The 24718-nt window shown below is 50.4% G+C and carries 24 protein-coding genes; 7 read left to right on the forward strand and 17 right to left on the reverse strand.

Features of this window, described 5'->3' with window-relative positions; translation table 11 throughout:
• Nucleotides 1-7 precede the first annotated feature (7 nt).
• From pgl to DU481_RS03625, 3 genes are all read left to right on the forward strand, one after another.
• The gene (gene pgl / locus DU481_RS03615) at nucleotides 8-691 is read left to right on the forward strand and encodes a 6-phosphogluconolactonase (RefSeq protein ID WP_350132657.1); all 684 of its coding nucleotides are present in this window, start codon (nucleotides 8-10) and stop codon (nucleotides 689-691) included.
• Nucleotides 692-974: 283 nt separating this feature from the next.
• Nucleotides 975-1526 (forward strand): hypothetical protein, encoded by a 552-nt coding sequence (locus tag DU481_RS03620; protein WP_350132659.1) that lies wholly within the window; start codon nucleotides 975-977, stop codon nucleotides 1524-1526.
• Between the two features lie 15 nt (nucleotides 1527-1541).
• Nucleotides 1542-2006, forward strand: coding sequence for a hypothetical protein (locus DU481_RS03625; protein ID WP_350132661.1), 465 nt, complete (start codon nucleotides 1542-1544; stop codon nucleotides 2004-2006).
• Nucleotides 2007-2602: 596 nt separating this feature from the next.
• Here the strand turns inward: DU481_RS03625 and DU481_RS03630 are convergent.
• The gene (locus DU481_RS03630; RefSeq protein WP_350132662.1) at nucleotides 2603-3523 is read right to left on the reverse strand and encodes a sulfotransferase domain-containing protein; all 921 of its coding nucleotides are present in this window, start codon (nucleotides 3521-3523) and stop codon (nucleotides 2603-2605) included.
• Nucleotides 3524-3804: 281 nt separating this feature from the next.
• Here DU481_RS03630 and DU481_RS03635 point away from each other — a divergent pair, with 281 nt between their 5' ends.
• Nucleotides 3805-5517: a phospholipase D-like domain-containing protein gene (locus DU481_RS03635; RefSeq protein ID WP_350132664.1), complete on the forward strand. Its 1713-nt coding sequence runs from the start codon at nucleotides 3805-3807 to the stop codon at nucleotides 5515-5517.
• Between the two features lie 86 nt (nucleotides 5518-5603).
• Here DU481_RS03635 and DU481_RS03640 read toward each other — a convergent pair whose 3' ends face one another.
• Nucleotides 5604-6026 carry an acyl-CoA thioesterase gene (locus DU481_RS03640; RefSeq protein WP_292668763.1) on the reverse strand — a complete coding sequence of 141 codons (423 nt, stop codon included), beginning with the start codon at nucleotides 6024-6026 and terminating at the stop codon, nucleotides 5604-5606.
• A gap of 154 nt (nucleotides 6027-6180) precedes the next feature.
• Between DU481_RS03640 and DU481_RS03645 the strand changes: the two genes are divergently transcribed.
• Entirely contained in the window at nucleotides 6181-7026 is an 846-nt protein-coding gene (locus tag DU481_RS03645) for a ferritin-like domain-containing protein (RefSeq protein WP_350132666.1), read from the forward strand.
• A gap of 37 nt (nucleotides 7027-7063) precedes the next feature.
• On the opposite strand, the gene metW is transcribed toward DU481_RS03645, so the two are convergent.
• From metW to DU481_RS03670, 5 genes are all read right to left on the reverse strand, one after another.
• Nucleotides 7064-7681, reverse strand: coding sequence for a methionine biosynthesis protein MetW (gene metW, locus DU481_RS03650; protein ID WP_350132668.1), 618 nt, complete (start codon nucleotides 7679-7681; stop codon nucleotides 7064-7066).
• A gap of 7 nt (nucleotides 7682-7688) precedes the next feature.
• Nucleotides 7689-8816 carry a homoserine O-succinyltransferase MetX gene (gene metX, locus DU481_RS03655; protein ID WP_350132670.1) on the reverse strand — a complete coding sequence of 376 codons (1128 nt, stop codon included), beginning with the start codon at nucleotides 8814-8816 and terminating at the stop codon, nucleotides 7689-7691.
• A 113-nt stretch (nucleotides 8817-8929) separates the two neighbouring features.
• A complete protein-coding gene (gene ptsP / locus DU481_RS03660) occupies nucleotides 8930-10657 on the reverse strand; it encodes a phosphoenolpyruvate--protein phosphotransferase (RefSeq protein WP_350132672.1) in 1728 nt (575 codons plus the stop codon).
• Nucleotides 10654-10923, reverse strand: a complete 270-nt coding sequence (locus tag DU481_RS03665) for an HPr family phosphocarrier protein (protein ID WP_350132674.1) — start codon at nucleotides 10921-10923, stop codon at nucleotides 10654-10656. Before DU481_RS03665 ends, ptsP begins: the two co-directional genes overlap by 4 nt.
• Nucleotides 10913-11317, reverse strand: coding sequence for a PTS sugar transporter subunit IIA (locus DU481_RS03670; protein WP_121165951.1), 405 nt, complete (start codon nucleotides 11315-11317; stop codon nucleotides 10913-10915). The genes DU481_RS03665 and DU481_RS03670 overlap by 11 nt, the downstream gene beginning before the upstream one ends.
• Nucleotides 11318-11604: 287 nt before the next feature.
• On the opposite strand from DU481_RS03670, the gene DU481_RS03675 reads away from it, so the two are divergent.
• Nucleotides 11605-12819: a diguanylate cyclase gene (locus DU481_RS03675; protein ID WP_350132676.1), complete on the forward strand. Its 1215-nt coding sequence runs from the start codon at nucleotides 11605-11607 to the stop codon at nucleotides 12817-12819.
• A 23-nt stretch (nucleotides 12820-12842) separates the two neighbouring features.
• Here the strand turns inward: DU481_RS03675 and DU481_RS03680 are convergent, their stop codons facing one another.
• Together DU481_RS03680 and DU481_RS03685 are read right to left on the reverse strand one after the other, a co-directional pair.
• Nucleotides 12843-13802, reverse strand: a complete 960-nt coding sequence (locus tag DU481_RS03680; RefSeq protein WP_350132677.1) for a helix-turn-helix transcriptional regulator — start codon at nucleotides 13800-13802, stop codon at nucleotides 12843-12845.
• Nucleotides 13793-13933 (reverse strand): hypothetical protein, encoded by a 141-nt coding sequence (locus DU481_RS03685; RefSeq protein ID WP_183082451.1) that lies wholly within the window; start codon nucleotides 13931-13933, stop codon nucleotides 13793-13795. The genes DU481_RS03680 and DU481_RS03685 overlap by 10 nt, the downstream gene beginning before the upstream one ends.
• Before the next feature lie 451 nt (nucleotides 13934-14384).
• Between DU481_RS03685 and lysS the strand changes: the two genes are divergently transcribed.
• Complete coding sequence (lysS, locus tag DU481_RS03690; protein ID WP_350132679.1) at nucleotides 14385-15893, forward strand: lysine--tRNA ligase; 1509 nt, start codon at nucleotides 14385-14387, stop codon at nucleotides 15891-15893.
• Nucleotides 15894-16943: 1050 nt separating this feature from the next.
• Here the strand turns inward: lysS and DU481_RS03695 are convergent.
• From DU481_RS03695 to DU481_RS03730, 8 genes are all read right to left on the reverse strand, one after another.
• A complete protein-coding gene (locus DU481_RS03695) occupies nucleotides 16944-17132 on the reverse strand; it encodes a hypothetical protein (RefSeq protein ID WP_350132681.1) in 189 nt (62 codons plus the stop codon).
• A gap of 337 nt (nucleotides 17133-17469) precedes the next feature.
• Nucleotides 17470-18741: a type II toxin-antitoxin system HipA family toxin gene (locus DU481_RS03700; RefSeq protein ID WP_350132683.1), complete on the reverse strand. Its 1272-nt coding sequence runs from the start codon at nucleotides 18739-18741 to the stop codon at nucleotides 17470-17472.
• Complete coding sequence (locus DU481_RS03705; protein ID WP_350132685.1) at nucleotides 18731-19039, reverse strand: helix-turn-helix transcriptional regulator; 309 nt, start codon at nucleotides 19037-19039, stop codon at nucleotides 18731-18733. The genes DU481_RS03700 and DU481_RS03705 overlap by 11 nt, the downstream gene beginning before the upstream one ends.
• A 176-nt stretch (nucleotides 19040-19215) precedes the next feature.
• Nucleotides 19216-19878: a histidinol-phosphatase gene (locus DU481_RS03710; protein ID WP_350132687.1), complete on the reverse strand. Its 663-nt coding sequence runs from the start codon at nucleotides 19876-19878 to the stop codon at nucleotides 19216-19218.
• A complete protein-coding gene (gene hda, locus DU481_RS03715) occupies nucleotides 19875-20552 on the reverse strand; it encodes a DnaA regulatory inactivator Hda (protein WP_502889905.1) in 678 nt (225 codons plus the stop codon). The genes DU481_RS03710 and hda overlap by 4 nt, the downstream gene beginning before the upstream one ends.
• 43 nt (nucleotides 20553-20595) lie before the next feature.
• A complete protein-coding gene (locus tag DU481_RS03720; protein ID WP_107802562.1) occupies nucleotides 20596-21660 on the reverse strand; it encodes an AI-2E family transporter in 1065 nt (354 codons plus the stop codon).
• A 9-nt stretch (nucleotides 21661-21669) separates the two neighbouring features.
• On the reverse strand, nucleotides 21670-23064 hold the full coding sequence (locus DU481_RS03725; RefSeq protein WP_350132691.1) for an aspartate aminotransferase family protein: 1395 nt from the start codon (nucleotides 23062-23064) through the stop codon (nucleotides 21670-21672).
• A gap of 781 nt (nucleotides 23065-23845) precedes the next feature.
• The gene (locus DU481_RS03730; RefSeq protein WP_350132693.1) at nucleotides 23846-24700 is read right to left on the reverse strand and encodes a C1 family peptidase; all 855 of its coding nucleotides are present in this window, start codon (nucleotides 24698-24700) and stop codon (nucleotides 23846-23848) included.
• Between the last annotated feature and the right edge of the window lie 18 nt (nucleotides 24701-24718).

Below are 24718 nucleotides of genomic sequence, written 5' to 3' on the forward strand. Positions count from 1 at the left end.
CCCTCGCATGCCGCTGCAACGCAAGGTCTTCCCTAATATTGAGTCGTTAAGCCAAGGCTTCGCCGATTTTGCCGCAACCGCGCTGCAAAATACCCTGAACCGTAAACCGCAAGCCACCCTCGTCGTCCCCGGCGGCAGCACCCCGCGCCATTACCTGCCCGCACTGGCAAAATGTAAGTTGCCTTGGGATCGGATTACTGTCACGCTGTCCGATGAGCGCTGGGTTGATGTCAACGATACGCAATCCAACGAGCATCTGGTCAAGCAACACCTGATGAATCACTTACCCGCGAACACGCGCTTCGTGGGACTCAGAACCCATCACGATAATCCCTTTGACGCCATCGAAGTAATTCACCAGCGATTGGAAAAACTGCCGTTGCCATTGAGCTTGACGGTATTGGGCTTAGGCGAAGATGGGCACATTGCCTCGCTATTTCCCGGCATGGCCCCCCATTTAATTGATACTCATCACTGCGTTGCGGCCGCACCACCGGCTGCGCCATCGCTGCGCATCAGCCTTTCGTTGAAACTGCTGGCGGAAAGCGAGCAGATTGCTCTGGTGGTTACGGGGGAGAGTAAGCGGCGATTGTTGGATCGAGTGAGTGAAAATCCTGATTCGAAATTGCCGATTGTTTGGTTAATGCAACGCACAAAATCGGCAGTTACAATTTTTGAAACTATTGGTTAGAAAATATCGCAAAAATCATCACAATGTCTCTAGTGGTGGATTTTGATTGCCTAGAGTCTACAAAATTTGACAAAAACACATTTTGTGTTAGTGAATTATTTTCGCGATTAAAAGCGCTTATTCTTAAATACATATTTTAGAAACGTCAACAAACCCAAGAAACAATTGAAATAGTGAGGTATCATTATGATTATTATCTTAATCGCTGTCATTTCTGATGAAATATATCATATCACCCAATTGTAGCTGGTTCGTAGTAAGCAAAATAATGAAGATCAGATATATGATCACAAGTAATCTGCGACTAATTAGCTTGATGGTTATTGTGTACCCATCTGTTTCTCTTGCTTTCGAAGTTAGCTCAGGATTTTCTAGTTACTTTTCTCAATCACTTATCAATTCAGCCATTTCTGATAAAGATGATTTTAGTCACGTCAGCAGTAGCCTCCAGAACATATATTCACAATCTTCGTCACTTCCCGCATCATTACAATATAGAAATATTACTTGTGAGAGGGCGACTAAGGATACACCGGATCAGTTGGTAGCTTTTGGAAGCCTTGAAGTGTCAGAAACTACTCTACAAGAATCATCAAATCTTATTCGAGAAATCGACAACGTTATCTATTCCATGTGCCTAAAAATGGTAAGCGAAGCTTATCCAGATCATGTCAGAATGATGATTGCTGAGGAAAGAAATAAATTAATTAGTGACGTTGTCGGCACTTACGGCTCTCGTTTGAGCAGTGCAAAGAATGAACACGATGTGTTAAAAGCGATTTCCATTACTAAGGATAAAATTTTAGAACACACTGGAATTACAATAAAAAAATAGGAAAAGGGTACTAATATGAAAAAACTTTCGGTTGGATTACTAGCTACTTCAGTTTTATTTGTTTTACAAGGCTGCGAATCAATATCCAGTTGGTGGGGAACATCTGTTAAATGTGAAAGAGCGGTAAAATATTCTGGTTATAAAGTAGAGGTAACAGGATTTGAATTGCCAATTGAAATTACTGGCGGTTCTGCAGAATTCAAAATAGGGCGCGCATCGTTCGAGCCACAAAAAATACAAGAAGCAAAGAATCTCATCGGAACAATAGATCTTTTGCAGTTTTCAGATTGCCAAACGATGCTTTTAATCAAAGATGATACACTTCGATTCAATATTTCTGAGAGAAGACGCGAATCAATGGTTGCTTTGGCTTCAGTTTTATCAGAGCTAGATAAAAGCACCACCGAAGAGCAGCATGACAAAGCATTAGAGAACGCAAAAAATATAGTTGGAGAACTCCAAGCCAAGAAGATCAAATAGCCAGTTCATTAAACTATATGCTAATGTGACAGGATATGTTATGCCGGGCACAGTAGGATGCGCCGACGTAAGCAGGCGCATCAGAAATCCGGCAACCGCCTAATTACTATTTTCCTCCACCGGAAGTTTCTGCACTCACGTTAAACAGCTGGTGTGCCACTTCCCCGCCATGGTGATGCATTCGTTATAACCCGCGACATTATTTTGGAACGCATGCTGGCAGTTGCGCACATCGACTTCGAGTTCATAAAAACAAATGCATAAGCACGGTAGGATGTGCCGATGCAAAGAGGCGCATCAATCGAGAGATAATCTAAATAATAACTTCCTCAGCGGCTTCTTCAAGAATCTTTATTCTTTGCATGATCAACCGCCGATATACGTTCGCATTCGCCGCCGGAATTCCTCTCGATTAATCAACTTCGCGGTACCCGCATCAATCTCCGCAAGACAGCGAAGAATTTCCTTATCCAAAGTTTCCAAGGCATCCGTAAAATGGGTGCATCCAAACTTTTAACCAAAACATACACTAACTCGGCACGCTCGGCCTCCGACAACATCAGTGCTTCAGATCGAGTCTTGCGCAAGTTTCAGTATCAAATCGCCCCGCCATTCTCCAACCACGCCCGGCAATCAGCAGTCAACGCACGCCCGCAAGCCGCATCATAAAGCGCCAGCTCTTCATCGGAAAGCACGTCGCGCCAGCGGCCATTGGTACCTTTGTGCAGGAAAGTCTGCGCTCCACCCTTAAAGAATTGCCCTCCTCCCGGCGCATACAATTCGCCTTGGCGTTTCATCTCGGTAAATGACACAGCCTTGATGATGCCGGGCCATGCGTGTTCGGGTACATCGATCTCGAGAAATTCGGCGATGCGGCGAACTTCACGCTCGGTATTCGCGAGCATGTCGTTGTAGTGGAACAGCCGGATATTGGGCAAGTGACGGAAATTCCACCACGATTGCACATTGGAGAGGTGCGACCAGTAGGGCCAGCCGTCGGTTTCCCATGCAAACCAGCCACGCGTTATCCAGTTCCGCCAGAAAACATGGATATCATCCGGTGGCGGCGGAAGTTCATCACCCACGCGCCCAGGCAGCCCGTTCATCAGCATAAACACCTCTTCTTTCAGGCCGGTATAGTGATTCCACAACGACATGAAAACATCTCGCGGATCGCGGGCGATATACAGGTATTTGGTCTTTTCGCAATACGGCATGCCGTCGAGCGGCAGGTGCGTCTTGATAAAGCGGCGGTGCTGCTGCGCCTTTAAGTTGTTCAGAACCACTTCGAGCGGAATGATCCGCATATCCAGCCACGGCGACATGTGCGCCGGTGGCGCCGGGAAATTCCCATCGGGAAAGAGCAAATGTGCAACAATCGCTTGCGTCCACGTGGTACCCGCTTTGTACGACGTTGCAATGACGATATCGTCAGCGCGCGATTCAAAATAGTCCCAGCGCGTACTGTCGAAATGATGATTTTGGTAGATATGGGTGCGTTGGGGATGATTCGGCATCTTTGCAGCCTTATTTTGAAATGACGGATGGCTAACTTACAAGGACACTCCCGGTTTGGCAAGTGATCACGGTTGTGAAATCACGTCCGGTCACTTTGATGCGCTGTCTTTCAACGCTTTCCCGCACAGGCAAATGACACCAGTCGCACATCAAGGTAAACTGATCTCGTCAATCGTTTTTACGGAATAGCTCCACGAACAACCCTGCGTTCCATCCGGCATCGGCGAACTCTCGTGAACGCGCGTACCGAACCGCTTATTCAATGCTTAAGGGGATTACCATGACGGATGAATTTCAGATCAGTGGTCAAAACGCAGCAGCACTCTTCACACTCAAACTTCATCGCGGCGATGGCATGGCGCTCATTGCCATGAACTGGAAGAACGGCCGGCCGCCACAGGATTTCGTTGGCTTCGCCATCGAATACAAGGAACCCCGCGGCGATCGATTTTTCGCGTTGAAAAACCGCCTCGGTTTTCGCGGCGCCGATGGCAAGCTCAATACCACCCAATTATCGACGCGGCTCTCGCCGATCCAGAAATTCCGCTGGGTGCATTTCCCGCGTAACGCCGAACTCGAGGGCGAATTCATCTACAGAGTCACGCCGGTGTTTATGAATACCGCCGATGAACTGAGCTACGGCGATGCCCAGGAAGTGGCGATCGAGCTACGGCGCGAAACTTATCCGGGATTGCTCAACGTCACATTTACGCGCGGCTTCGTATCCTCGCAGGCGTTTGTCGACCGGTACGCGTCGGCGGGTGACATCTCGACATTGTTACCGGCCAAGGCAACCGATGGATTGACTTTCACACCGACCCACCCCAAAACCAAAGAAGCGCTCGCATGGATGGGATTCGAGGCGCGCAGTGCCATTCTCGAAGTGCTCGACCAGGCCATCGCCGACCCGAAGGCTCAGGTTCGCGTGATCGCCTACGATCTCAACGAACCCGGCGTTCTAACGCGCCTGGAGAAACTCGGCAAGCGCTTGAAAATCATCATCGATGACAGCCAGGACCACGGCGAAGAGGACGCCAGTGAAAATCTGGCGGCTCAGCGGCTCACGGTCTCGGCGGGTGCAGAAAATGTGCAACGGCAGCACATGCTGTCGCTCCAGCACAATAAGGTCATCGTGGCCGATGGCCCCAACACTCAGAAGGTCGTATGCGGCTCGACCAATTTCAGCTGGCGTGGTTTTTTCGTGCAATCGAATAACGCCATGATTCTGCACGGAGCTAGCGCGATCAAACCATTCCTGGCGGCATTTGAGGGCTACTGGTCGCAGAAACCGAAAGATTTTACTGGCACGGCATCCGCGCTGTGGAACGATCTGGGTTTAACGAAGATCGATGCGCGCGTGGCGTTTTCACCCCACAATAAGTCGAATGCGCTATTGAAAGCAGTAGCTAACGACATCGGCGGCAAGACAACATCGTCCCTGTTCTATTCGCTGGCGTTCCTGTATCAGACACCTGGGCCGGTTCTCGATGCGATCACCAATGTGACCAGTAACGCCGATATCTTTGTGTATGGTATTTCCGACCGCAAAGTCGGCGGTCTCGATCTGCAAAAACCGAACGGCAATATCGCTCCCGTTTTTCCTTCCGCGCTGACGAAAAACGTCCCTGAGCCATTCTCCGCGGAACCAGCAGGCGGTAGCGGCATCCGCATGCACCACAAGTTCGTTGTCATTGATTTCGATAAACCCAGCGCCCGGGTTTATCTCGGCTCTTATAATTTTTCCTCACCAGCAGACCTCAAGAACGGGGAAAACCTCATGCTGATTCGCGACCGCCGTATTGCCGTCTCCTACATGATTGAAGCGCTGCGCATTTTCGACCACCACCATTTCCGCGTGGCGCAACAGGAAGCCAAGAAAGCCAGGAAGCAATTTGTGCTCGCCAAACCGCCACGGAATCCTGGCGAGAAGCCCTGGTGGGACGAGGATTACACCGATGCCCGGAAGATTCGCGATCGCGAATTGTTCGCGTAGGCATGTAGATGGGAAAGAATACTTTTAATCGATTAGAGCGGGCACTTTAAAGCAGTTCGGCACCGCCGGGTTTCAACGCAACAACGTTAATCCTTCGGCACTGCTCTTGGCTTGCGGTTGTTGTCGATCGCAACGTACGTCAGCACCGCTTCGGTCACTTTGATGCAGATTTCCTCGCCGCCTTCGCGCACGCCGCGTTGCGCATAAACGGCTACGTCGACGGTAATCGAGGTGCGCCCTATCTTGACGATATCGGCATAAAAACTGACCAGATCGCCGACAAACACTGGATGTTTGAATACAAAGGAATTGACCGCAACGGTCGCAACCCGTCCGCGCGCGCGGCGGATCGCCGGAATGCTGCCCGCCATATCGACTTGCGACATGATCCAGCCGCCGAAAATATCCCCGGCATAATTGGTATTCGCTGGCATCGGCACCATGCGCAATACCGGTTGCCCTTCCGGCAAGTGAACTTGAAGTGATGGATCGTCCGGTATATCAGCCATAGCAGAGAGGTCGCTCAACGGATAGTGATCAAAAAGAATTCCTGTTATCCAAGAATACAATGATCTTTCCGTTTGAACCAGAATTTCTTTTTACCACCGATTACGGATTGGCCATTCCGCCCAAAACACGGGAAAATACCGCGATTGAATTATTTTGTCTGTCAGAGTTATGGAATCCTTGTTTGATGCCGCAGCCCGTTGCCTTGCAGCCGATGAAATCGAAGCAAAACTACATTTGACCAGGCAAACCGCGCAGGCATGGCACGATGGCCAGCTAGCACTGCAATCCCCAGGCAAGCCTGAATCGGTTGAAGAACCGGGATGCCCGGCGAAGCCTGTGCTGATCGCGCCGGTTGATGTGCCGAAACGCCGTTTGAACACAAAAGAAGGGCTGGCAGCGTTGATTCATGCAATAACGCACATCGAGTTCAACGCCATCAATCTGGCGTGGGATGCGGTATATCGTTTCCGCGATCTACCGCAAGCATTTTACAGCGGCTGGATAACCGTAGCGGTCGAAGAAGCATATCACTTCCAATTGCTGCGCGAACGCCTGAACGAGCTCGGTTACGATTACGGCGATTTTCCGGCGCATAACGGCTTGTGGGACATGGCCAAGCGCACGGCTTTTGATCCGTTGGTGCGCATGGCGCTGGTGCCGCGCGTATTGGAAGCCAGGGGATTGGACGTAACGCCCGGTTTGATCAAACGAATGCGCCAAGCGGGTGATGCGAAAACGGCAGCAGTGCTGGAGATTATCCTGCGTGATGAAATCGGGCACGTCGCCATCGGATCACATTGGTTTCAGTATCTATGCCGGCAACGCGGACTCGATCCGGAGCAAACATTTCACGAACTGGTCAACCAGTATTTTTCCGGGCAGATGTGCGGCCCGTTCGACTACGAAGCAAGACAGCAAGCGGGTTTTTCCTTAGCGGAACTCAAAGCGCTGGAACAGATGGAAATCGCCAAAAAACATGGCGGAAATACGGCACAGTGAATGACAGCCGTTGCAGAGTTACTCCGCTGTTAGGAAATCACGTCCGCCGTTCAAAGCGGTAAAATGCCAGCATACCGCGCAGATTCGGCAGAAAATTAACCGGACGGTAATGATTGCTCATCACTTTGCGTTCCAGAATGCGTGCATCGCATTGCTGGCACAGCTCTTCAAAATCGTCCAGTGTGCAGAGATGGATATTGGGGGTGTTGTACCAGCGGTACGGCAGTGTTTCCGACACCGGCATACGGCCGGAAATCACCTGCATACGGTTTTTCCAGTTACCGAAATTGGGGAATGAGACGATGCCTTCCTTACCGACACGCAGCATTTCCTGGATGATCCCCTCGGTATGCCGCATCGCTTGCAAGGTTTGCGACAAAATCACATAATCGAACGAATCCGAGGCAAAGCTTGATAACCCCGCTTCCAGATCATTCTGGATAACGTTAATGCCGTTGCGAAAACATTTCAGCAGATTGGTTTCGTCAATTTCCACGCCATAACCGAACACATCGCGCGTATCGCGCAAATAACGCAGCAGCGAACCGTCGCCACAACCCAAATCGAGTATTTTCGCACCGGGTTTGATCCATTCGGCAATAGCGGCAAAGTCCGGACGTAATACAAGGGGGGAAGGTGCTGGGGTATTAATCATGATTTACTTAGATCGTAATATTGTCCATATACGCCCGTACCAGCTGGTGATAACAGGACGGTTCCATCAAAAACGAGTCGTGGCCATGACTGGAACTGATTTCCGCATAACTGACGCTCAGTTCGTTATCCAATAACGCTTTGACGATTTCCTGGGAACGCTGCGGGGAAAAACGCCAGTCCGAGGTAAACGAAACCACCAGAAAATTCGCCTTGGCCGCGCGGAATGCCGCGCTCAAATCACCACCATACGCCGCAGCGGGATCGAAGTAATCCAGCGCCTTGGTCATCAGCAGATAACTGTTGGCATCGAACAAATCGGCGAATTTGTCGCCTTGATAGCGCAAATACGATTCGATTTCAAACTCCACGTCGAAACCGAAAGAAAGCTCACCCTTGCGCAAACTGCGGCCGAATTTCGCCGCCATCGAATCATCGGACAGGTACGTGATATGCCCCAGCATGCGCGCCAGCCGCAAACCGCGGCGCGGCAACGTGTCGTAGGCATAAAAATTACCGCCGTAAAATTCCTGATCGGTCATGATCGCCTGGCGAGCCACATCATTAAACGCGATGTTTTGCGCGGTCAACTTTGGCGCGGCGGCGATCACCAACGCATGGCGCACTTTCTCCGGATAATCGAGCGTCCACTGCATCGCCTGCATACCGCCCAGGCTGCCTCCGACGATGGCGGCAAATTGCTCAATTCCTAAATGCTCGGCCAATTGCGCCTGCGCTTCGACCCAGTCTTCCACCGTCACCACCGGAAAACTCGCGCCATATTGTTTACCGGTACGCGGATCGATACTGGCCGGGCCGGTGGAACCATGACAGCCACCCAAATTATTCACGCCGATGACAAAAAAACGATCGGTGTCGATCGGCTTGCCGGGACCCACCATATTGTCCCACCAGCCAACGCTCTTTTCATTTTCTGCATACACACCGGCGACATGATGATTACCGGAAAGCGCATGGCAAATCAAGATTGCATTGGAACGCGCGGCATTCAGCTGCCCGTAGGTCTCATAAACCAGGTGATAGCTCTCCAGCGACAATCCGCTTTTCAACTGCAATGGCTTGTCGATTTGCACGTACTGCGGTGTTACCACACCGACTGATTTTGATTCTTGCATGTATAGTAGATTAGGAAAATCCCGAAGAAACGGCTGAATATCAGGCAGCCATTATATCGCCAAAAAAAGAGGCACACACTAGGGAAAACTATGACTCAACCCAACAGTGCATTTTAATCATTCAACTTAGCCATCAACGCGGCGATCTTTTCCGGTTGATCGGCTTTGATGATTTTTTGCGCTAACGGAATGATATCAGGCAAATTGCTCTTCAAGATCTGGTTTTTTACCGTCAGCAATTGCGCCGGATACATGGAAAACTGTTGCAACCCCAAGCCCAGCAGCAGCCTTGTGAACTGCTTATCACCCGCCATTTCACCGCAAATCGATACCGGCACCTTGGCGCGATTGGCGCTTTGAATGACATGCGAAACCAGCCATAAAATCGCCGGATGAAACGGATCATATAGATGCGCCACGGTATCGTCGATGCGGTCGACCGCCAGGGTGTATTGAATCAGATCGTTGGTGCCGATCGACAGAAAGTCCAGTTTGCGCATAAAAATATCCAGGCTCAACGCGGCCGCCGGAATCTCAATCATACCACCGACTTTGATGTGCTCGTTGAAATCTATTTTGTCATCGCGCAATGCCTGTTTCGCATACTCGATATGAACCAGTGTTTGATCAATTTCCGCGATATTGGACAACATCGGCACCAAGATACGCACATCGCCGTACTTGGAAGCGCGCAGAATGGCGCGCAACTGCGTGTGAAACATCTTCGGCTCCGCCAAGCTAAGGCGGATCGCGCGCAAACCGAGCGCCGGGTTAGCCGCCACTTGCTCACTGCCTTTAAGATTTTTGTCCGCGCCGAGATCAAAGGTGCGGATGGTCACCGGCTGTTTGTGCATTTTGACCGCAACCGTGCGGTACGCTTCAAATTGTTCATCCTCGCCGGGTAAATCATCGCGGTTCAGAAACAAAAATTCGCTGCGGAACAAACCGATGCCGGTCGCACCGCTTTCTTTAACCTGCGCAATATCTTCCGGCAGTTCGATATTGGCGTACAAATCGACCAACGTGCCATCCAGCGTCATTGCGGCAACCGTCTTAATCCGTTGCAGCTTTTTTCTCTCCAATTCGAGCTGGCTTTGCCGCAAGCGGTATTCATCCAGCACGTATTTATCCGGATTGACGATGACGATGCCCTGCGTGCCGTCGACAATCAGGCAATCATTTTCCAGAATCAGCTGATGCGCATGATGCAATGCCACGATCGAAGGAATATTGAGGCTGCGCGCCACAATCGCGGTATGCGATGTCTGGCTGCCCAGATCGGTCAGGAAAGCGGTGAATTGGTGTTGTTTGTACTGCATCACATCGGCGGGACTCAGATCATGCGCCACCAGAATGCTGTCGCCAGTCAGGCGCGACGCTACCGGCAAATAACCGGGATGCCCCAGCATCGCCTTGAGCACACGCTCGACCACTTGAACGACATCGGCTTTGCGCTCGCGCAAATAGGCATCTTCGATTTCCTCGAACTGCTCCAGTAACGCCTGCATCTGCTGCGTCAGCGCCCATTCCGCGTTGCACAGCGTGTGCGTAATCATGTTGCGGGTGGCGTCCGACAAGGTCGGATCGTCCAGAATCATCAAATGCAGATCGAGAAACGCACTGAACTCTGCACGCGCATGCCCATCGGCAACCGCTTTCTGCAGCGCCTCAAATTCCTTGCGCACCACCGCAAAAGCGCTATCCAGCCGGGCAATTTCCTTGTCCACCTGATGCTTCGGAATCAGGTAATGCATCACCTCCAATGCAGCCGGAGCAGCCAGATGCGCGTGCCCGATGGCAATGCCTTCCGATACGCCCGAACCCTGCAATATAAAGCTCATTCGCCCTCGCCAAAATAATCTTCAACCAACGCAACCAGCGCCGCCATCGCATCTATCTCGTCATCGCCATTGGTTTCCAGCTGAATCCGCGAGCCTTTATTGGCCGCCAGTGTCATTACGCCCATGATGCTTTTCGCATTCACGCGGCGGTTATTGCGCGTCGCCCAGACTTCGCACTGGAATTGACTGGCCAGTTTGGTCAGTTTGGCGGAGGCACGCGCGTGCAGTCCGAGTTTATTGATAATTTCGACTTCTTTAGTTTGCATGGCAAGGTTCCGCATCAATTTGTATCACACCGCGTTGACCGCCGCTCAAGCCTTTCTCGATCACGGCCGGCAACGGCTCATGCCGGTAAGTCAACACGCGCACCAGCATCGGCAAGTTAGCGCCGGACAGACAGGCGACTTTACCGGGTTGCACCAAGCGGCTGGCAATATTGCAGGGCGTTGCGCCAAACATATCGTTCAATATCAAAACACCATCGCCGCTGTCCAGCTGCTGAATCAATTCACGCGCCTGGATTAGCACCGCATCAGGATCATCTTGAATAAAAACGCCCAAGTGCATCAGTTGCGGCGGTTTCATACCGACGACGTGGCTAGCGCAACGAATCAAATGCTCGCCTAAATCTTCATGTGTAAGAACTAAAATCCCGATCATTCTGTTTGTTATATTGTTATCCGGCTTAATATAAGCACTCATTCCGGATTTTAGCATTGACAGTGCCTTAATATGCCGTGTTACCGGAATGATCATGAAAATATTTACGGTTGATGATATCCAACCATTGGATAGCTTAATACGCTATATTTATTTACGTTATATCTTTTCCTGTGAATTAATCCGCTGTAAATTACATCAAAGCCCCTGATGCAGTAATTGACATGAGCGGATGATTGCATGGTTTAAGCTGAAGCACGTCACTATTTGAACGGATTGGTGAGAAGATGAAAAAAAATGACCGGATCCTGGCTTTGCGTAAAGCGGCTGAAGCAATGGCGCGTGGTGATTTCGCACCGGATATTCCCATCGGAGACGACGACATCGGCAACCTGGGCAAGTCTCTCAAAGAATTATCCGCTTACCTGCAAAAACAATCGGAAAGAAGTCAGTCGCTGTACAAAATCATGGTTGAGTGCAACCTCAATCTGCAGTTGATCGATGTGCTGAATCATATTTATGAATCTTTCCAGGAGCATTTGCCTTACGACCGGATCAGTCTGGCTTTGTTGGAGAGTGACAGAAACAAACTGAAACTGCATTGGTCGCGTGCAAGCTATGACAAGCCGGAATTAATCTCCGGTTTATCCATTCCCATGACGGATCGCAGCTTACATACCCTCATCGATCTCAATGAAATGCTGATCATCGATGATTTGAACACGCATTTGCAAATGCATGCGGAATCCAGGCTGGCGCAAGCCATTTTTAAGGAAGGTATCCGCTCCTGCCTGATTTGTCCTTTGATTGCGGACGGAAAGCCCGTTGGTTTTCTTTTCTTTTCCTGCCGCAAAAAAAACGCCTATAAAAACCTGCATAAGGATTTATCGCTGCAAATCGCCAGCCAACTGGCCGTGATCATCGAGAAAACCCAACTCTACAAAGGCATCAAACTCAACAAGCAACTGATCGCACAGAAGAAATCATTGGAACAGCGCGTCACGCACGATGCATTAACCGGCTTGCTTAACCGCCCTGCCATCTTCGATATTCTGCACAAGCAGATTTTGCGCGCCAAGCGTGGCGGGTTTGGCATCGCGGTGATTATGATCGATATCGATCACTTCAAAAACATCAACGACACCTGCGGCCATCCCGCCGGGGACGCGGTGTTATGCGAAATCGCCAATCGTTTAACACAATCGGCGCGCTCACATGAATATATCGGGCGCTACGGCGGCGAAGAGTTCCTGGCGATCATTTCACCGTATAGTCAGGAAGGTGCGGTAAAAGCCGCGGAACGATTTCGCAAGGCTATTGCCAGCGAGGAAATCAACACCAACCAGACATTGATTCCAGCAACCATCAGTCTGGGCGTGGCTATCGCTACCGGGGAAGAATCATTGGATGAACATTTGCTGCTGCAACGGGCCGATGAAGCGCTTTACCAAGCCAAGCATAAAGGCCGCAACCGGGTTGAAGTGGCCAGAATAGATCGTTGAAAGACACTTCTGAATCCGGCAAATTAACGCTCGCTATTTGTTAGATTCAACTGACCACCGCGCATTCCGGTAAGACAAAGCGAGATCAACCGGTTGCGGTTACTGACTCCGGTTTTTACAAAAATGGCTTTCAGATGCGACTTGACCGTTTCCGGGCTCACGGCCAAACGCGCTGCAATCTGCTTGTTGCTTAACCCTTGAACCAGCAAATTGATGACCTTTTGTTCGCATTCGGTAAAAACAATATTGCCTGACTGCAAGCCAGCGGAATGATTTCGCTGGTTACTGAAAAAACTCAGTATCCGGCTTATCAGTTGACGGGGGAACCAATATTCCCCTTTATGCACGGCATGCACCGCCTTCAAAAAGAATTCCTGACTGACTCCGGTTAACAGGAGTCCTGATACGCGATATTCAACAATGGCCTGGACCAAATCGGGCAGAACGTTATCGTACAACAAGATTATCTTCACGTCCGACGGGCTTCTTCTAATGGCGCGCAACTGCTCGATGACAACGGCTTCGGGTAAAGCGGTATCGATCAGGATCAAATTGGAACCGGAATCCTCCAATTCTTCGTAGCGATCTTTAAGTTGATCGAGCTTGTACGGAAGAACGCTGATAACAGGCACTTTCTCCGCGTAGTTTTGCAGCTGGCCCGTTAAATCCTCTCGCCCGGAAATAATCCATAAACGAAAGGGAGCGCTCCATTGCACAGACGGGCCGGATGCATCAAATCGCCTGGTTATTGACTGAATGGACAAACCGGAAGCCGGATCATGCTGCATGAGGACATCACGCCGCTCATGCCGCCGCCGGTTATAGCGTGCTTGTCCGCGCAGAACTGTTACATTGCGTCTGTCCTCCCGCTGGCGCCGCTCGTCCCGGCGCCGTTCGGAACAGTCAGTAGCGGAAGCCGCTTGATCTCCTTGCTCCTTCTTTGCGCGCTGAAGGAGAATGGATGGTTTTAGCCTTAAGTACATGGTTGGTTACTGGCAATAGCGCCAGTCATTGCGGACAGCATTTCCGGATTCGTGATTCCGCGGCCATTGGCACGAACGTTTCCATTCGATTGTTGAATCGCCTTCAACGTCATACCCTGTATTCGAATCATTGATCGCTACCCTATGCAGTATCTTTTTTATTTTATAAAGCTCATTTATTGAGATCAACTTATTGGTTTTATTCATCTTAATTGCCAATCAGGAAGACCTCAAGCCTCTTCGACCAATGATCAATGTAACCGAATTAACATTTAATAAATAGATGTCATTCATCATTTAATCGATAGTCATTTTCGGTTATCCAGGAAAGAAACTGTCCCACTGATGTAAGATATCTTGAAGTCATCGTGCCAGGAAATACGCGTTTTAACAAGCTGGATATAAAAGCAGCAACCGGGTTAAAGCCTTACACACTATGTTTATCACAATGTGTTTTCCGTCACTCTGTTCAAGATCCCTGAATAGACACACACTGTCACGAATCCCCTGCTTGCAGCGTATAATGAGCGCCAAACGACAAACAATCCATTTAATCGATTACTTACTCCCGCAAACAAGAATATGACTCAGGAAAATCCATCAGCCGTTCCCCAGGATGAAAACCAAATTATCGCCGAACGCCGCGCCAAACTGGCCGAGTGGCGGCAAGCAGGCAACGCTTTCCCGAATACCTTCCGGCGCGAACATGTAGCGGCGGATCTGCACCGGCAATACGATGATTTAACTAAGGAGCAACTGGAAGAAGCACCGGTTACGGTCAAAGTGGCGGGACGGATGATGTTGAAGCGCGTCATGGGCAAAGCCAGTTTCGCCACGATCCAGGATATGAGCGGCCGCATTCAACTGTACATTTCGGACGATCTCACCGGTGCAGACGTGCACGCGGCGTTCAAGCATCATGACTTGGGCGATATTTTCGGCGCGCAAGGCACATTGTTCAAAACTAAAACCGGCGAGCTGTCGATCCGCGTCACGGGCTTACAGTTACTGACCAAATCGCTGCGCCCGTTGCCGGAAAAATTTCACGGCTTGTCCGATCAGGAACAAAAATACCGCCAGCGTTATCTGGATTTAATCACCAATGAAGAGGCGCGCAAGGTATTTACCGTGCGCTCGAAAATTATTCAGGCCATGCGCGAATTCTTTGTAGCGCGAAACTACCTGGAAGTCGAAACGCCGATGATGCATCCAATTCCCGGCGGCGCTTCGGCACGGCCGTTCTCGACACATCATAACGCGCTGGATATGGCGCTGTATCTGCGCATTGCGCCGGAATTGTATTTGAAACGGCTGGTGGTCGGCGGCATGGAAAAGGTGTTTGAAATCAACCGCAATTTCCGCAACGAAGGTATTTCCACGCGGCACAATCCGGAATTCACCATGGTGGAGTTCTACGAGGCGTATCAGGACTTTACTTACCTGATGGACTTCACCGAGAAAATGCTGGCGGAAATCGCGCATAAAGTGCTGGGTACCACCGAAGTCACGTATCAAGGTAAAACCATGGATCTGGCGAAACCGTTTGCCCGCCTGACCATCACCGCAGCCATCCGGAAATTCCATCCAGAATATACCGATGCGCAACTGAATGACCGCGATTTTCTGGTGAAAAAATTGCAAGCATTGAACATACACTTTAGCCCGAAAGATGGCATCGGCGGCTTGCAGCTCTCATTGTTCGACGAAACCACGGAGCATCTGCTGTTCGAACCGACGTTCATCGTCGACTATCCGGCGGAAGTCTCACCGTTGGCGCGGCGCAACGACAACAACACCGAAATCACCGACCGCTTCGAGCTCTACATCGCCGGGCGCGAAATCGCCAACGGCTTCTCAGAACTGAACGACCCGGAAGACCAAGCCGCACGCTTTCTGGAACAAGCCAAAGCCAAGGATGCTGGCGATAACGAAGCCATGCACTACGACGCGGATTACATCCGCGCGTTGGAATATGGTTTACCGCCCACTGCCGGGGAAGGCATCGGTATCGACCGGCTGGTCATGCTGCTGACCGACAGTCCCAGCATTCGCGACGTGATTTTGTTTCCGCAGTTAAGGCGGGAGGATTAGGGGCGTTATCGCCTATGCGACTGCCTTTTATGGATGAATGATGTCAAGACGTGACCCCTTTGTACTTTGTATAGAGTTAGGTTCCGCGCTTGCAGTCGTGGCAATAGAAATCATGGAATTTTTTCGTGTTAACAAACTTCTCGCACACGCAGGGTTTAGTTTCCCAGTCGGTCTTGGTCGGTAGTTCATGATCCTTCGACCATCGCACGCGCCAGCTCGGATGGTGAATTCCCGAGTTCCAGTCAATGGCTAGCGTTTGAAGTGTCTTCTGATTCTTTAGCGGCACGTCTACGGCTTAACCCACCAATCGGCGTATTGACCACTTCGAGTCATTTCGGGGAGCCGATTAACGGTTGAAGGCGAAAATGCCGCTCCTGACCACTGCTGGCTTTTCTCAAGGTTATATGCTTCGGCGATGGGTCGCCCGACGAACAGGGCGTTTAGTGGGTCATCCCCATAGGCTAAGCCGCCCCGAACCTTGGTATTCCCTCCTTGAAGAGTCTCAAATACAAGCCAAGCGACAGTAGATAGCAGTTCTTGAACCACTTCGTCGGTGTCGTTTTTTGTATAGAAGAACCGTATCCGAGAACCATGCGACTCCGACTTTGGAGTGCCTGTCCAAATCGCCCGTCGGTGGAACCTCTGTCGGGAAGATCGAGAGTATCTTGTGAAACCTAACGTAGTGTTCAACCACAGTTTGTAAGTAACGCATTGCGATAAACTTTGCGCAGCAATCCGTTAAATGCGCTACTTACAAACTGCCGAGTGGAGGGGCGAAGCGTCGGAATGGTGTTGGAACACTTTGTTAGTTTTATTTTGTGTGGTAAACCCAGACATCATCTGACTTTCTAACAGTTTCACCAATTTTAGAAGGACTATATAAATTGCCTTTGTAGTAAACTGCAAAAGCAGTACCTGGCACATAGCCACCATAACTATTTGTGGCGTTATAAGAAAAGTTGTAACACCAGTAGCCATACTCATACTTTGGACTTATGTTGTCAGGGACGCCCATAGATGAAGCGTAACAAGCGTATTTAGATGAAATTTTTAATTCTTCAAAGAGTCAGGGTCTTTTAAATTTGGCCTAATGCGTTCAGCCATTAAGGCAATTAACACTTCTGCTTTTGGTTCAGGCTCATAATTTAGGTTTCTAGCCTTTTCATAGACTGCACTGGTTGAGACGCAGCCGGTAAAAACTGAAACAGCTAACATCGATATTGCAATATTACGATTCATGTATGCTCCCTTTTGTGATTCAAACTAACGTAATGTATACGACATTTACCGACTCGCCGACTGACACGTCGTATGTTTTTTTGGCCAATTGATATTCGTTCATTATTTTCTCCGGTCATCGTGCGGTAAAATCTGTTCAACGAGAACATAAACTTCATTGTTATTAATTTGATAGATAACCCTTTACTGCCGGTTTAGCCGTGAAGAACGGTAGCCGCTCCATTCTTTGGTATCTTTCGTTCCTTCCCCAATTTCAGTCAATCCCAGAGGACACAGTTATGCCATTCCGAGTCGGTTCAATCCCCCAATAAGAATCGAATCCGCGCCCATCGATCGTCTATGCATCTCCTTGCGGCTCGGTGAGCCGACGTATCGTTAGCGCGGCTCGCTGCTCTATCAGGGTGATAATCTGCTCGACCAAGGGGTTTTCAGCGAATCCAAGCTCTTTTTGCGATTGAAGCTGGCGGGCAGTCCTCGGCAGGCTCTGCGCCAGTTCCAGAATGCGCTTGCGGGTTTGGGCCCGGCCCAAGCCAGCGCTCTCGGCGAACTGGTCCCAGTGATGAGCCTGCACCTCGCTGAACTTGTATTTGCTGCCGATCTTCATCGCCATCTTGGGTGTGAGGGTCTGGTATACCGCCGTCGACAGGGTGTCGTACAACGGTGCCAGTACCGGAAACTTGCCGGTATAAAGCAAGGAGAAGTTCTTGGCATGCGCGTCATGATTGCCGATCAAGGCGTTGAACACCACGTAATCGAGCAGGCGCAGTACCTGCGGCGCGTTAGGCCGGGTAACATCACGCAACAGGCTGAAGCACGCAGCAAGATCGGCCCCCCCTTCGTTTTGGTATTTCATCTCGGGCACCACGCCCAGCGCTTGACAAAAATCCTCCTGATGCAGGCGTACTACGCGGCCTTGCGTACCGTCTTGCCGGTCATAACGCGCCACCAGCAGAAAGCGGCGCCCGGTGACGGCACGGATCTGCGCTTGCGCGGCTTGCAGCTTCATGGCGCGAGCCAGGGCCAGACAGAAGCCTTCATTGATGACGCTGTCTTCCACGCCATGGATGAGCGGCTTCAGGATATGGGTGCTGGGTTGCCCTCCTTGAGGCAGACCAATGCGCTGTCCGTCAAAAACAACCGGCAGCTTGTCCTGCACACCGGCCAATGACAGCCGCAAGCCATCCTTGCCAGCCATCATCGGGTGGCGGGGCAATTCATCAAGGATGGCAACCAGCTCATCATCGTTCAGCCACTGAACGCGATCATCCCCGGACGGTGAAGGAGGTGTTGTTCCAGGCGGCAGAAACGTAATGGCTCCGGCACACTCTCCGCCGATGTGATCGAGCAAGGCAAAGTCGTTCTGACCCGATACCTGGAATTGCTGTGCGATCAAGCGGCGCAGATGACCTTCGGGGAGCAGACCGGCAAAGAATGGGCGCGTGTGGATGTCATCGAATGCATCCGATTGCAAGGGAAGCGAGCAAGACAGCGCGATGGCTCCCGGTCGATTCAGCCAGTTTTCAAGATAGTGGAAACTGAGCCGCCCTTCCTGCAGCGACAAAGTACCGACGTGATCGGCAAACAGCCAGACTTCGAGTTCATGCGTCATTGTTGTCTATTTTTATCGCTGCGGATTGTTCCGGCAGGCCCGCAAGAACGACTTCGCCGCCTAATGCATCGATGACCCGCAGAACCTGCTCAAGTCTCAGCGTGGGCTTTCCCGCCTCGAGATCGACAATGAAACGTAACCCGACACCGGCTGCCAAAGCTAGCTGAGACTGTGTCAGGCCAAGCTGCTTGCGTGCTGCACGCAGGGCGAGCCCGAGCGATTGAGTGCTGTGGATGCGGATCATGGATTTCGCTTTGTCGATTTTCCCGTTCGGGAAATTATGAAACAAAGTACACATCTGAGCAAGTTAATTTTCCTGATCGGGAAAAATTATGCTTCGACTCAGCTTATTTGAGAAAATATTCCCTATCGGGAATATTTATGCATTTGCCACGATCAGCAAGTAACCTGGATCAGCTTACGTCATCCGGGAAGAAAAGCATTCCCTAAGTCTTCAGTCGCCAACCCACCCCATCAACGCAAACTAATAATCGGCCAATTATTTCTCTCGGCGTGGCTTTTCAATGTCGGATCGGGGTCGACGGCGACCGGGTGGGTGACTTTGCTGAGCAGCGGCAAGTCGTTGAGTGAGTCGCTGTAAAACCAGCTGCGCAGGAACGACAGCCAGGTCAGATTATGTGCATCCAACCATTTCTCCAGCCGCTCAACTTTTCCTTCCCGGAACGAAGGCGTGCCAGATACCCGGCCAGTAAACTCGCCGTCTTTTTCTTCCGGTTCGGTTGCAATTAAGTGTTCGATGCCGAGCGCGTGGGCGATCGGCGCAGTGACGAAGCTGTTGGTGGCGGTGATGATGATGCATAAATCGCCGTCCAATTTGTGCCGCTCGACTAATTCCCGGGTGCCGCGCGCGATGATCGGTGTAATCCTTTGGATCATGAATTCCTTACGCCAGGCTTCCAGTTGCGCACGCGGATGACGCGCCAGCGGTTTGAGCTGAAAGTCGAGAAATTCGTGAATATCCAGCGTGCCTGCTTTGTATTGCTCGTAAAACTCGATATTTCTCGCTTCGTGCAACTCGCGGTCCAATGCGTTCTTTTCAATCAAAAATTGCGCCCATTGGAAATCGCTGTCGCCTGCAATCAGCGTGTTATCCAGATCAAATAATGCTAAATTCATGAAGCCACCTGTAATAATTCTCGTAATAAAGGAATGGTAATCGGACGCTGCTGCGCCAGCGAATAGCGGTCCAGCGCATCCAGCGTCATCATCAGCGACGGTAAATCGCGCCGCCCGTGCCGCAATAGATAAAGACAAATTTCCAGCGATATATCAAAACCGCAATCGGCGGCATGTGTTTTCATCGCTTGGATTTTTTCTGCTTCGGTTAATTCGTGCACTTGAAACACCAACCCCCACCCCAAGCGCGTAACCAGATCCTGCCGCATCTCCAGATACATCGGCGCGACGGTGCCGCTCAACAGTAGAAATGTGTGACCTTCGTCGCGCAACTGGTTATACAAATTAAACAATTCGATTTGAGCCGGTGCATCCAGACAGTCAATATCGTCAATTGCGATGCAATCGATAGCGCTATCCACGGGAAATCCGCTATGATTTTTGGCGCTGCAATATACCGCTTTCAGGTCTCTTTGGGTATAAGCGGCGACCGTTGCTTGCAGCAAATGGCTCTTGCCGCATCCCGGCTCACCCCACAAATAAACAAAACGCTCCCGCTCGCGCCCCGACAAAATACCGCTTAACATGTGCAACAGCTCGGCATTTCTTCCCGGCTGAAAATTTTCCAGCAGGGGGGACGGTAGCGGCCTAATATCCAGCAGCAATTGTTGCATCATACTGACTCAAGGTAATCGCCGGACCCGAAATTGGCAGCGCTTATGATTTATAGAAATTGCTGACCAGATAATGCTGATGCAGGTGCCGCAGCCAGACCAGCAACACGGCACTCACCGGCAGCGCCAGCAGGATGCCGAAAAAACCGAATAATTGACCGAACGCCATCAAGGCGAAGATCACCATGACTGGATGCAGCCCGATACGATCCCCCACCAGCCAAGGAGTAAACAGCATGCCCTCGAGCAATTGACCTACGCCGAATACGATCCACACCGGAATCAATCCGCTCCAATCCTGAAATTGCATCACGGCGGCCAGCGTCGCCAGCGTCAGGCCGACGATCATGCCGAGATAAGGCACGAAAACCAGAATGCCCGCAACCAAGCCGATAGGCAACGCGAATTCCAATCCCGCCAGCCACAGGCCGGTAATGTAGCAAATACTCATCAGCAGGATGACAGACAACTGTCCGCGCAGGAATTCCGCCAGAATTTGATCGGTCTCGCGCGCCAATATGGAAATCTGCTGGTGCCAGTAGCGCGGAATCATTTCATCGACCAGTTTGACCAACATATCCCAATCGCGCAGCAGATAAAACAGCACCACCGGCACCAGCAGCATGTTGACCAGAAACTCCACAATCGCCATGCCGCCGCTGGTCAGCGAAGGCAGCACTTTCGCCGCCACCCCGCCCGCGCTTTGCCAGTGTTCCGATATCGCTTGTTTCAGCACATTCATATCCGGCTGCAGGCTGATGTTAAAGCGGGCTTCCAGCCATGGAATCACCTTGCTCCGCAGCACTTCCAGATACGCCGGCATTTTGTCCATCAGCCGCCTGGCTTCTTCCTCAAACAATGGCACCATAATAAAAATCAGCGCCACAAACATGCCGGACAGCAAGAACATCACCAGGATCGTGCCCGCGGTCCGCGATATGCTTTTGCCCGCCATGCGCGTCACCATCGGATTGCAGATATAAGCAATGACGGCAGCCAGCAGAAAGGGTGTCAGAATCGGACTCAGCAAGTAAATCAACCCGCCCGACACGCAAGCCAGTATCAGCCACCAGAGGTAATGCAGATCGTCGGAACGTTCGGTATTCATGCTGGAATCTCAGCCCTGACCGGCTTTCGCCTTGAGCGCGTGACTAGCCAGATTCTTGCCAAGCTCCCAAATGGAACCCGGCACTTGGTGCGTGTCAGCGACCGTCTTGGTAAACGCGCTGATAACACGATCGCAGTCTTTCTGCGTCAAGATCAGCGGTGGCAGCAGTTTGACTACATTCATGCCGTGCCCTGCCACCTGCGTCAGGATTCTGTGCTCTTTAAACAACGGAATCGTGATCATCTGGCAGAACAATCCTTTGTTGGCCGCTTCCAGCATCATCCATGCGGCTTTTAACGAAAAGCTATCGGGCAATTTGAATTCCACCGCAATCATCGATCCTTTGCCGCGTGCTTCTTTCAGGAATTCAAACTGGCCGGTCAAAGCGTTCAAACGCCCGATAATATCCGCGCCGACTTTTGCGCTATTCTCGACCAGTTTCTCGGACTTAATCACTTCCAGACTGGCCAGGCCGGCCGCCATCGCCATATTGTTCTTGGAGAACGTGGAACCATGCACCACCGCGCGATCCATGCGATTGAACACGCTGTCCATAATCGGCTGCGTCATGGCGACCGCACCGACCGGCACGAACCCGCCGGACAGCGCCTTGGCCATGCAAATCATGTCGGGCTTCACGCCCCAATGCTCAACCGCCCAGAATTTACCAGTACGCCCCAAACCAGTCTGAATTTCATCCGCGACAAACAAGGTGCCGTATTTCTTGCACATACGCTCGACTTCGGGCAGATAGTGATCGTCCGGGATATTCACACCCTTGCCTTGAATCGGTTCAACCACGAATGCCGCCACGTTGCGGCTGCTGAGCGCTTGCTCCAAAGCGGCCAGATCGTTAAAGGGAACCGAACCGCAATCCTGTAATAATGGTCCGAAACCGTCCTTGAAAATCTGCTCTCCGTTCAGCGACAACGCACCCATCGTCAAGCCATGATAAGCATGATCGCAGCAAATAATGCGGTTGCGCTTGGTAAAGTAACGCGCAAACTTGATCGCCGCTTCAACGGCCTCGGTACCGGAATTGCAAAAAAACGCGCGTTCCAGATTATCCGGTGTCGTGGTCAAAATCTCCTTGGCCAGCAAACCGCTTAGAATCGACACATCCATCTGTACCAAATCGGGCAATTCGAGCGACAACACTTCTTTTAATGCATTGACGATGACCGGATGGTTGCGGCCAAACGCATATACACCGAAACCGCTCAATAAATCGAGATATTCGTTCCCCTGCTCATCATACAAATATTGCCCCGCGGCACGCTCATAATTGCGGTCATAACCGATCGTCTTCAGCACCCTGACCATCTGCGCATTCAGATAGTGATCGTGCAAATCAAATTTGTCGGTGCGATGTTGCGATAACAAATCGGCGATACTGAAAGACATGAACTACCCCGGTGTTGGAAAACCAGCCAGCAGCGCTGGAAAAATGATTAATTGACTCCACCCAGAAAAACTACTGCAAAACCGTATTACGACAACAAAAATTAGCGCAGATCATACCATTCTTGCACATATTTTTGCTGTTAAAAACATGGGGTGATTTGAATGTAGGAAAAATCCCAGGACATAGCCGATGGATTTGAATGCAAGTGATGTAATCCTTCGGGAAACAACCTTTTGGAGGGAAATTTCATTGTTCCGGAAAGCCGCAATAGGCCCAAATGACAAGGGTATACCAGCATCCCGCTTGAAAGTGCTAATGAATAGTTTTTTAAGCCAAACATCTCCAACTTAGGGAAATTGGGTGGCATGTCTGTGGATTTTTTACATTGAGAACGCGGTACGATCTCATACCGGATTTGAACTTTACCGCAGCTGAGCGGCACAGCATAAAAAAATAGAGCATTTATTGATGCAAATGCTCTATTTCAAATTAACGATTACTGCTTACGAAAACGATTCCAATGTAATCAGCACAAACAGAATAAATATAATTGCAAAATAAGCATTTCCAAATTTTTCCAAGATTCTCTCCTCATTGATAGTCAGTTAAAAACATATGATGAGATTATCAGAAATCACAAAAGTTCACAAATTATTCACAAAAAAATTACAAAAAATTCACGAAGCTGATCTTGGATGCTAAAATCACTCGTTTCTATTCCCCAGAAAAGATAACAAATCGTTGCTTAAAAAGTACCTACCTTGATATTCTTAAAAATGATCATTTAAACAAATCGCTATCGACAAATTCCGCCTTAACCAGCGACCAGAAATCATCGGCGAGTCCGTCTTCGATATAAGCATAGGGCAACCAACCGTAGCCACCGTCACCCCAGTCCGTTCCCCAAGAATTACGAATCAACAATGCGCCCTTAGTGGAGCCGATTTTTTTCTGGTCGTCATACCCGACCGCGAGCACCGCGTGCCCGCCGTCCAAGGTATCTCCGCCGGTAGGATAAGGAATTTCCCCTTTGCCATCGCCGGATCGCGGCATCGAACTGTAAACCGAGAAACCGAACATAGCAGGAAGTTGTCCGGCGAGACTGGTTTTTACGTTCTTCAATACAGTGGCTGTGAGTGTATTGGGCGGATCAAGCCGGTAATAATTGATCGCTTGATAATTCTGCGCGTATGAAAAGCAGAAATTGGAAGGATCATCGTTGAACTTGGCGACGTCGTAAGGCCAATATTTCTCCGGTGGAACGCCAAACAGCACCAGCGCTTTCATGGTGTCTCTCAGATACGCGCCATCGTCGCCAGTGAATCCCAGCAGTTGCCGGGTGACTTTGTATAAAAACAGCCGCGATGCATCGACGTGTTTTCCAAAAGCGCGGCGCTCAAAGTATTCCACCATGCCGACACCCGCATGGGCTGTACAGGAACCGAGTTGCCCTTGATCTTCAATCGGCGAACAGTATTTGCGCAGATCGACCGAAACCGGTAAAGTCTTCGCGGCTTTTTTCAAGGCTGATGATTTTGCCAGAACTTTTGCAACCGCTGATGTCGATTGTGTATGATCCCGCATATCGGGCAGGTCTCTATGCCAACCCAGTCCACGGCCATGAATTGTTTTCATATTCCACCTCCAATCAAA

The organism is Nitrosomonas sp. (assembly GCF_040240425.1).
Classification (GTDB): Bacteria; Pseudomonadota; Gammaproteobacteria; order Burkholderiales; family Nitrosomonadaceae; genus Nitrosomonas.